Origin of the sequence: Nocardiopsis protaetiae, from assembly GCF_045446735.1 — a bacterium.
GTDB classification, from domain to species: domain Bacteria; phylum Actinomycetota; class Actinomycetes; order Streptosporangiales; family Streptosporangiaceae; genus Nocardiopsis; species Nocardiopsis protaetiae.
Genome location: NZ_JBJJBV010000044.1, coordinates 23,174 through 31,987, shown reverse-complemented (window position 1 = coordinate 31,987; position 8,814 = coordinate 23,174). Strand labels below are relative to the sequence as shown.

10 protein-coding genes are annotated in these 8,814 nt (G+C 75.1%); 7 read left to right on the top strand and 3 right to left on the bottom strand.

What is annotated here, in order from left to right; genetic code table 11:
* Positions 1 to 85 precede the first annotated feature (85 nt).
* Positions 86 to 871 carry a DUF4253 domain-containing protein gene (locus tag ACJOT3_RS09820; RefSeq protein WP_406971118.1) on the bottom strand — a complete coding sequence of 262 codons (786 nt, stop codon included), beginning with the start codon at positions 869 to 871 and terminating at the stop codon, positions 86 to 88.
* 163 nt (positions 872 to 1,034) lie between these two features.
* Here ACJOT3_RS09820 and ACJOT3_RS09815 point away from each other — a divergent pair, with 163 nt between their 5' ends.
* The gene (locus tag ACJOT3_RS09815) at positions 1,035 to 1,223 is read left to right on the top strand and encodes a CsbD family protein (protein WP_406971116.1); all 189 of its coding nucleotides are present in this window, start codon (positions 1,035 to 1,037) and stop codon (positions 1,221 to 1,223) included.
* Positions 1,224 to 1,413: 190 nt separating this feature from the next.
* On the top strand, positions 1,414 to 1,956 hold the full coding sequence (locus tag ACJOT3_RS09810) for a hypothetical protein (RefSeq protein WP_406971114.1): 543 nt from the start codon (positions 1,414 to 1,416) through the stop codon (positions 1,954 to 1,956).
* Here ACJOT3_RS09810 and ACJOT3_RS09805 read toward each other — a convergent pair.
* Both ACJOT3_RS09805 and ACJOT3_RS09800 read right to left on the bottom strand, forming a co-directional pair.
* Positions 1,953 to 2,945 carry a GNAT family N-acetyltransferase gene (locus tag ACJOT3_RS09805; RefSeq protein WP_406971112.1) on the bottom strand — a complete coding sequence of 331 codons (993 nt, stop codon included), beginning with the start codon at positions 2,943 to 2,945 and terminating at the stop codon, positions 1,953 to 1,955. The genes ACJOT3_RS09810 and ACJOT3_RS09805 overlap by 4 nt on opposite strands.
* A gap of 27 nt (positions 2,946 to 2,972) precedes the next feature.
* Complete coding sequence (locus tag ACJOT3_RS09800) at positions 2,973 to 3,383, bottom strand: DUF2000 domain-containing protein (protein WP_406971110.1); 411 nt, start codon at positions 3,381 to 3,383, stop codon at positions 2,973 to 2,975.
* A gap of 122 nt (positions 3,384 to 3,505) precedes the next feature.
* On the opposite strand from ACJOT3_RS09800, the gene ACJOT3_RS09795 reads away from it, so the two are divergent.
* The 5 genes from ACJOT3_RS09795 (at position 3,506) to ACJOT3_RS09775 (ending at position 8,795) form a co-directional block, all read left to right on the top strand.
* The gene (locus ACJOT3_RS09795; RefSeq protein ID WP_406971108.1) at positions 3,506 to 3,973 is read left to right on the top strand and encodes an Lrp/AsnC family transcriptional regulator; all 468 of its coding nucleotides are present in this window, start codon (positions 3,506 to 3,508) and stop codon (positions 3,971 to 3,973) included.
* A 71-nt stretch (positions 3,974 to 4,044) separates the two neighbouring features.
* A complete protein-coding gene (locus ACJOT3_RS09790; RefSeq protein ID WP_406971106.1) occupies positions 4,045 to 4,881 on the top strand; it encodes a GNAT family N-acetyltransferase in 837 nt (278 codons plus the stop codon).
* Positions 4,878 to 5,054: a hypothetical protein gene (locus ACJOT3_RS09785; protein WP_406971104.1), complete on the top strand. Its 177-nt coding sequence runs from the start codon at positions 4,878 to 4,880 to the stop codon at positions 5,052 to 5,054. The genes ACJOT3_RS09790 and ACJOT3_RS09785 overlap by 4 nt, the downstream gene beginning before the upstream one ends.
* A gap of 208 nt (positions 5,055 to 5,262) precedes the next feature.
* Positions 5,263 to 6,681 (top strand): MFS transporter, encoded by a 1,419-nt coding sequence (locus ACJOT3_RS09780; RefSeq protein ID WP_406971102.1) that lies wholly within the window; start codon positions 5,263 to 5,265, stop codon positions 6,679 to 6,681.
* A complete protein-coding gene (locus ACJOT3_RS09775; RefSeq protein ID WP_406971100.1) occupies positions 6,678 to 8,795 on the top strand; it encodes a molybdopterin oxidoreductase family protein in 2,118 nt (705 codons plus the stop codon). The genes ACJOT3_RS09780 and ACJOT3_RS09775 overlap by 4 nt, the downstream gene beginning before the upstream one ends.
* The last annotated feature ends 19 nt before the right edge of the window (positions 8,796 to 8,814 follow it).

Genomic DNA, 8,814 nt, shown 5'->3' with positions numbered 1-8,814 from the left:
CGCCACCACCGTCAGCGCCCTGCTCTACCTGCTGGCCGGGAACTGACCCCCGGACCCGCCAGAGCCTCCGGTCCCACCAGGACCGCTAGTCCCACCAAAAGCCCCAGGAGGCGCCGCCCAGCAGGGATTCGGCGTAGGAGTCCAGGGAGCCCGGGCCCTGCCACACGTTGTCCGGGCACAGGGCGAAGTGCTCGGCCGCCACCCGCAGCGCCGTCTCCTTGTCGGCGATCTCCACGGCTGTGGTCAGCACCAGCGTGTCGAACCCGGCCATCACCAGGCGGGCGCCGAACCGCCGCTCCCAGTCGGCCAGCACCGCCGAGATCGCCGTGATGTCCAGACCGTGGTTGACCGCCCCGTCCCAGCCGATGACGCTCAGCGCCTCGGCCCCCGAGGCCGCCCGCACCAGGCCCAGGCGCGGGTTGGGCCGCGCCGCCAGTTGGTCGGCCCGCAGGTCGGCGGCCTCGTCCGGGTCGCGCGTCCACGCGATCTCGGGGGCCGGGCCCGGCCACTCGGCGCCGAAGGGCGCGGTGACGGCCAGCCGCTCCCGGGGGACGAGCCCGTCGTCCTCGGGGGCCACGGCGGTGACGCTCCGCCAGGAGCCGGCCAGCACCTCCTCGGGGTCGTGGTCGGCGGCCGAACCCTCGCCGGAGGGGAACAGCTCCCCGGACTCCCAGGGCCGGTCGCCGTCCTCGTCGCTCATCGAGGCCAGCAGCAGCGGCCACCACCCCGACTCCGCGTGGGCGGCGCGCAGCTCCTGCCACAGCCCCCGCGGGGCGGGGTCGGCGCTGATCCACATCACGGGGGTGCCGTCCTCGGCGAGGGCGGGACCGCCCGGCGGGAGCGGAACGGTGAGGTCGGCCTGCGGGTCCATGGGAGGTCCTTCTTCGTCCGGGGAAAGCGGGTGGCGCAGGCAGGCTACCGACATCCGGTGTCGGATCCGCGATCCGGGTGGTGGGGGCCGCCATGCATGAAAATCCCCCGAACGGTCAGTAGCGGGAGTAGGACCATGACCCCGAGATCACCTGGAGGCCGGGATGGCCGAGGACAACAAGGCCACGAACAAGTTCGAGGAGATCAAGGGCAAGGCCAAGGAAGGCCTGGGAAAGGCCACCGGCGGCCGGGAGCGGAAGGCCGAGGGCAAGGCCGAGCAGGACAAGGCCAAGCTCAAGCAGGCCGGTGAGAAGGTGAAGGACGCCCTCACCCCCGATGACGAACCCCGGTAGGAACGACGTGTGACCACCGCCCGGCCCCGCCCCGCAAGGGGCGGGGCCGGGCCTTTCCGGCACCGGTCACCCGGCGGCCCGCAGGGTGGCCTCACCCGCCTGCGCGTCCGGCGGCAGGGCCGGCGCGCCGCACCCGCCGCGGGGCGAAATCGTCTGGCCCGGGTGTCCGCGAAGGCGTTAGCGTGCACGGGTGAACGTCACCCGCACCCGCTGGCGCAGCGCCGCCCTGGCCGCGGCGGTGTCGGCCATCGCAGCCGAGGCCGACCGGGCCTGGGACCGGACCCTCGCCGAGTGGGACGCCGCCCCCGGCACCCCGGCCGAGCACGACCTGGCCGCGCTGGTCGCCGACGCCCCGGACGGGTTCGAGTGGCGGGTCGTGGACGCCGCCCTGGACCTGCTCACCTGCCCCGCCTGCGCCGCGCCCCTGGGCTCGGGGGAGCGCGGCTGCGGCCCCTGCGACCTGGCCGACGGCAACCGGTACGCCGCCCGCGAGGCCGACCGCCCCGGCGTCCCGCCGGGCAACGAGCACGCGGTCCGGGTGGCCTGGTCGGTGGCCCGCCACCCGCACCGGCACCCGCCGCGCGCGGTGTGCGGCATGGAGCTGGGCCTGCCCGAGGTGTACGCGGGCCGCCTGCCGACCACCGCGCAGGCCCAGGCCTACCGCCGCCTGATCGACGGGCTCACCGACGCCGAGGTGGAGCGCGTGTCCTCCCTCGACGACCTGCTGCGCTAGTCCCGCGCCGTCAGGTCGTCCTCCACCAGCAGCCGCTCGGCGGTCTTCTCATAGCCCAGCAGCCGGTTGACCTCCAGCATCGCGGTGTTCTCCCGGTTCAACGTCACCGCCATGGCCTGCACGTGCGGGAAGTTGTCGTGCACCCGCAGGGTCTGGGTGGCCTTGACCCGGCTGGCCAGCCCGCGCCGCCGGTGGCTGGGCAGCACGGCGGTGTCGTGCTGGTCGGCGACCGGCCCGTGCGTCACGGTGCACACGGTCGCCGCCACCACCTCGTCGGAGAACCGGTCCACCACCGCGCCCACCAGCAGCCGCGAACCGTCCTCGGTCATCCGCCGCTCCCAGGCCCGCACGTCGTCGGGGCCCCACCGGCGCGGCTCCTCCTGGAAGGCGGCGCCCGGCGCGTCCAGCAGGTGGTTCATCACCTCGCCGAACGACACCACCAGCGAGGGCGGCGCCGACCCCACCCAGTGGGTGACCCGGTACCCGCGCTTGGGCGCCGCCGCCAGCCGCCAGCACCGCTGAAGGGTCTCCTCGTCGAAGGTCTGGACCTGCAGTTCCAGGTGCAGGACCGTGCGCAGGTGCGGGCTGGTGCGGGCGAACGCCTCCCCGGCCTGTCCGGCCAGGACGGTGCTCTGCAACCGGGTCATGCCCTCGGCGCGCGCCTGCTCGGCGGCCGCCGCGCGCAGCCGGGTGCCCAGGCCGCCGCGGCGGGCGGGCGCGTCCACGAACAGCCGCAGGAACCCGATCTTCTCGTCGTGGGGCTGGCGGCGTAACTCGGCGGTGCCCAGGATCGGCCCCTCCTCGCCCGTCCGGCCGGCCCATCGCCAGGCCGGGCCGCCGCGCCCCTGGCCCAACCGCTGGGCCAGCTCGTCGGCCTCGGGGGCACTTCCGGACAGTTCACGCCGCCCCGCCACATGGACCGCGCTCCACGCCGCCAGATCGGCGGGGGCGGCCGTGAGGGGATCGAAGACCTCCACCACAGGACTCACACGACCACCGTTTCACACCGCCGCCGATCACCGCAGCAATGGCAGCTGTTTGGTGAGCCGGTTGACCTCTCCCCGCGCCCCCAGCAGCGCCAGGCCCGTGTACTCCACCTCCTCGGGGTCGGTGCCGGCCAGCGCCTCCAGGTAGGCGACGTAGTCGCGCGAGCGGCGCGCCACCTCGTTGAACCCGACCACCAGCAGCCCCCGGTCCTCGGCCTCCTCCTTGATCTCGCGCAGCCGCTCCCCGGCGGCGGTCAGGGTGGGCACCGGGTGCGGGTTGAGCCCGGCGTGCACCCGCCCGCCCGCGTCCTTGCCGTCGGCCGCCACCGAGTGCTCCAACCGGCCGCCCAGTGCGAGCCCGAGCACCGCGCCCGCGTTGGCCGCCTGCCCGGGCGGCAGGTCCTCGCGCAGCACGACGACGATCTTGGTGGCCATTGCCATGGTCCGCCTCGCTCCCGTATTCACGTTCATTCGTCGGATGGACGCGCATTACGCTAGACATCCGCGTGCCGCAGGTGGTGCGATGCCGAACATCATTCGAAATGAAGGGCGGAGTCCGGGCCGTGGACGAACTTGATTCGGCGATCGTGCGGGAACTCCAGCGCGATGCACGGCAGACCAACCGCGCGCTGGCCGCGACGCTCGGTGTGGCGCCCTCCACCTGCCTGGAGCGGGTGCGGCTGCTCCAGCGGCGCGGCGTCATCCGCGGTTTCCACGCCGACATCGACCCGCAGGCGCTGGGCCGCCGCGTGCAGGCGTTCGTGTCGGTGCAGCTGCGCCCGCCCAGCCGGCGGGCGATCGAGGGCTTCAAGGCGGCGATGCACGCCCTGCCGGAGGTGTCCGCGGTGTACGTGGTCGCCGGGGAGCACGACTTCCTGGTGCACGTGTCCGCGCCGTCGCTGGACGCGCTGCACTCCTTCCTCATCGACCGGCTCACCGAACGCCGGGAGGTGGCCGGGTTCCGCAGCCAGATCATCTACGACAGCGTCCTCAAGTCCGTGGCCGAACCCCTGGAGCCCGGGGGCGGGTGAACCGGCCGAAAACGGGGTGCGGGGGCGCCCGGTCCCGGGCAGGCTGGGGCCACCGACGACAAGGAGTCCCGTTGAGCGACCCCGCCGAGCGCGCCGCCCCCACCGGCCTGGCCGAGCGCGCCCTGGAGCGCTGGGCCGCGGTGGCCGGCCCCCGCGCCGCCCCGCTCCCCCTCACCCCGCCGCTGACGGTGGCCGCCGTCCGGGGTTCGGGCCTGTGCCCGCCCGGCTGGTGCGGGATCGTCCGCCTGGCGGACGCCACCGTGGCCACCGCCCCCGACCCCGGTGCCGCACGCGCGCTGCGCACCGCCCTGGCCGCCCTGGCGCCCCGGGACCGCACCGACCCCGCGGCGGTGACCCGTGCCCTGTCCGGCACCGGAACCCGCACCGTGGCGGACGTGCTGGGCCCCGCCTCGCTGGCCTACCTGGACGCCGCCGACTTCCGCCCCGCCCACCGCGGCGCACCCGTGGCCGTCCTCGACCCGGGCGACGCCCGCCTGGCCGCCCTGCTGGAGCGGGCGGGCCCCGAGGAGGCCGGGGAGAGCGGCCTGGAGGGCCTGGACGGCCCCGTCCACGCCCTGCTGGAGGGCGACCGAGCGGTCGCCGCCGCCGGGTACGCCCGCTGGTCCGGGGACACCGCCCACCTGTGCGTGCTCACCGACCCCGCCCGGCGCGGCCGCGGCCTGGCCCGCACCGCCGCCTCGGCCGCCACCGCCCGCGCCCTGGGCGAGGGGCTGCTCCCGCAGTGGCGGGCCCGCCCGCCCGAGTCCCGGGCGGTGGCCGCCGCCCTGGGCTACCGCGCGCTGGGCGCCCAGCTCAGCCTGCTCCTCCACGGTGCCGGCGGAACCGGGTGGATGGCGGGCGCGTCCAAGGACCGAGTCCGCACCACGCCTACGGGAGGCCCCGCATGACCGCGAAGAACGCCGCCTTCTCCCTGCCGATCGCGGTGGCCTTCGCCATCGTCTTCGGGCTGCTCTTCGACAGCATCGCCCTGGGGATCGTCTTCGGTGTCGCCATGGGTGCGGCCATCGGCGCCGGCGGGGCCGCCCGCGGCAGGGGCCGGGGCGACACCCCCGCCGAGTAGCCGCCGCACCCCGGGGTGTCCAAGGCCACACCCGCCCCCGCCGGGCCCGGAACACCCCTGTAACCTGCGGCGCGGCCGGGGTTCTCACCGTGCCGCCCGCCGCCGGGTGAGGCCACTGTTTCCCCCGTGTTACGACCCGACACCTCCAGGCAACGCACCCTTCCTACCTTCGGTAACGTCAGCCGACACCGAATAGGAAGGGCCGGTCGTGACCCCCGAGACAGGCCGCCGCGCACCGCGCACGGGCAAGAGCTGGATCTCCCACTGGGACCCCGAGGACGCCGCCTTCTGGAACGGCGAGGGCCGCCCCGTCGCCCGCCGCAACCTGTGGGCCTCCATCGCCTCCGAGCACATCGGCTTCTCCGTCTGGAGCATCTGGTCGGTGCTCGTGCTGTTCATGACCCCCGAGAACGGGTTCTCCGCCACCCCCGAGCAGAAGTTCCTGCTGCTGTCGATGGTGACCCTGGTGGGCGCCGTCCTGCGCGTCCCCTACACCCTGGCCGTCCCGGCCCTGGGCGGCCGCAACTGGACGCTGGTCTCCACGGCGCTGCTGCTCGTCCCCACCATCGCCGCGTTCTACCTCATCCAGAACCCGGACACCCCGTTCTGGCTGCTCATGGTGCTGGCCGCCACCGCAGGCCTGGGCGGCGGCAACTTCTCCTCCTCCATGGCCAACATCAACGCCTACTTCCCGGAGAAGGAGAAGGGGTGGGCGCTGGGCCTCAACGCCGGCGGCGGCAACATCGGCGTGGCCACCGTGCAGCTGGTGGGCCTGTCCGTCATCGCCCTGTTCACCGTCTCCTCCGGGTACCTGGTGCCGCTGTTCTACCTGCCGCTGATCCTGCTGGCCCTGCTGTGGTCGTGGCGGTCCATGAACAACCTCACCCAGGTGCGCAGCGACGTGCGCGGCCAGCTGGCCGCCACCGGCGACCGCCACTTCTGGATCATGTCGCTGCTGTACATCGGCACGTTCGGGTCGTTCATCGGTACCGGGTTCGCGTTCGGGCTGCTGCTCCAGGCCCAGTTCGGGCTGGTCCCGGTGCAGGCCGCGAGCGTGGCGGTGCTGGGCCCGATCATCGGCTCGCTGATCCGCCCGGTGGGCGGCCGCCTGGCCGACACCCTGGGCGGGGCCCGTGTCACCCTGTGGGTGTTCTGCGCGATGGCGGCGTGCGCCGGGGTGCTGGTGCTGGCCGTGCAGGCCGCCCAGCTGGGCCTGTTCATCGGCGCGTTCGCGGTGATGTTCACCCTCACCGGTCTGGGCAACGGCTCCACCTACAAGATGATCCCGTCCATCTACGCGGCCAAGGCCGAGGACGCCATCGCCGCCGGCGAGCCCCGGGAGGAGGCGCTGGCCCGCACCAAGCGGGTCTCCTCCTCCATGCTGGGCCTGATCGGGGCGGTGGGCGCCCTGGGCGGGGTCGGCATCAACGTGGGCTTCCGGGAGTCGTTCGCGGCGTTCGGCACCACCGCCCACGCGTTCGCCGCCTTCGGCCTCTTCTACCTGCTGTGCGCGGCCGTCACCCGGTTCGTCTACCTGCGCCGGCCCCGCACCGCCCCCGTCACCGCCGCCCCCGCCACCGACAACGCGACCGACGCCGCCGACGCCGTGGAGCCCGCTCAGCGATGACCACCACCCACTGCCCCTACTGCGCGCTACAGTGCGCCATGCACCTGGAGACCGGAGCGGACGGCCGTCCCGCCGCCCGACCGGCCGCCTTCCCCACCAACCGTGGCGGGCTGTGCCGCAAGGGGTGGACCTCCGCCGAGGTCCTGGGCGTGCCCGACCGCCTCACCCGCCCCCTGCTGCGCAAGGACCGCGGCGGGGGGTTCACCGAGGTCGACTGGGACACCGCCCTGGACCACGTCGCCGAGCGCCTGCTGGCGCTGCGCGCCGAGCACGGCCCCGACGCCGTGGCCGTGTTCGGCAGCGGGGGGCTGACCAACGAGAAGTCCTACACCCTGGGCAAGTTCGCGCGCCTGGCCCTGGGCACCTCCCAGATCGACTACAACGGCCGGTTCTGCATGTCCTCGGCGGCCGCCGCCGGGAACCGGGCGTTCGGCCTGGACCGCGGGATGCCGTTCCCGCTCACCGACGTCGGCGCCGCCGAGGTCGTCCTGCTGGCGGGCGCCAACCCCGCCGAGACCATGCCGCCGATGATGGGCCACCTGTCGGCGCCGCGCCTGATCGTCATCGACCCGCGCCGCTCGTCCACCGCCCGGGTGGCCCTGGACAACGGCGGCCTGCACCTGGCCCCGCGCCCGGGCACCGACCTTGCGCTGGCGTTGGGGCTGCTGCACCTGGCCGGGGTGCGCGGCTGGATCGACCGCGCCTACCTGGCGGAGCGCACCACCGGGTTCGACGAGGCGTGGGCGCACGCCGCCGCCTGGTGGCCCGAACGCACCGAACAGGTCACCGGGGTGCCCGCCGCCCACCTGCGCGAGGCCGCCGACCTGCTGGGCGCCGCCGCCCGTGCCCGCTCCGCGTACATCCTCACCGGCCGCGGCAGCGAGCAGCACGCCAAGGGCACCGACACCGTCACCGCCTGGATCAACCTGGCCCTGGCCCTGGGCCTGCCCGGACGCGAGGGTTCGGGGTACGGGTGCATCACCGGGCAGGGCAACGGCCAGGGCGGGCGCGAACACGGCCAGAAGGCCGACCAGCTGCCCGGCTACCGCCGCATCGACGACCCCGCCGCCCGCGCCGACGTGGCCGCCGTGTGGGGGGTGGACCCCGACACCCTGCCGGGGCCGGGCCGTTCCGCGTTCGAGCTGCTGGACTCCCTGGGGGAGGGCGGCGGGGCCCGCGCCCTGCTGCTGTTCGGCTCCAACCCGGTGGTGTCGGCCCCCGACTCGGGCCGGGTCAGCTCCCGGCTGGAGTCCCTGGACCTGCTGGTCACCGCCGACTTCGTCATGTCCGAGACCGCCGCCCTGGGCGACGTGGTGCTGCCGGTCGCCCAGTGGGCGGAGGAGTCGGGCACCATGACCAACCTGGAGGGGCGGGTGCTGCGCCGCAACCGCGCCTTCGCCCCGCCCGAGGGGGTGCGCACCGACCTGGAGGTGCTGGCGGGGCTGGCGGTGCGGCTGGGGCAGCCCGCCGACCGGTTCCCCACCGAACCCGACACCGTGCTGGCCGAGCTCGGCCGGGCCACCGCCGGCGCCCCGGCCGACTACTCCGGGGTCACCCCCGAGCGGCTGGCCGCCGGGGAGGCCCTGTACTGGCCGGTGCGCCGGGACGCCGAGCCCACCCCGCGCCTGTTCCTGGACTCCTTCGCCCACCCCGGCGGGCGGGCCCGGATGGTGCCGGTCGCCCACCGGCCGCCCGCCGAGACCGCGGACGAGGACTTCCCCCTCATCGCCACCACCGGCCGGCTGATGGGCCACTACCAGTCCGGCGCCCAGACCCGCCGGGTGCCCGAGCTGGCGGGGGCCGAACCGGAGGTGTACGTGGAGGTGCACCCCGACACCGCGGCCCGTGCCGGGCTGGGCGAGGGCGACCCGGCGCTGGTCACCTCCCGCCGGGGCGCCACCCGGGCCCGGGTGCGGCTGGATGCCACGGCCCGCCGCGACACGGTCTTCCTGCCCTTCCACTACGCCGGGGAGCAGGCCGCCAACAACCTCACCAACCCGGCCCTGGACCCGGTCAGCCGCATGCCGGAGTTCAAGGTGAGCACCGTGCGGCTGGAACCGGCCCCGCCGGAGGCCGTCCCGCAGGGACCGGCGCCGCTGGAGGCCGCCCCGTGATCCCCCCGAGAGAGGGCCC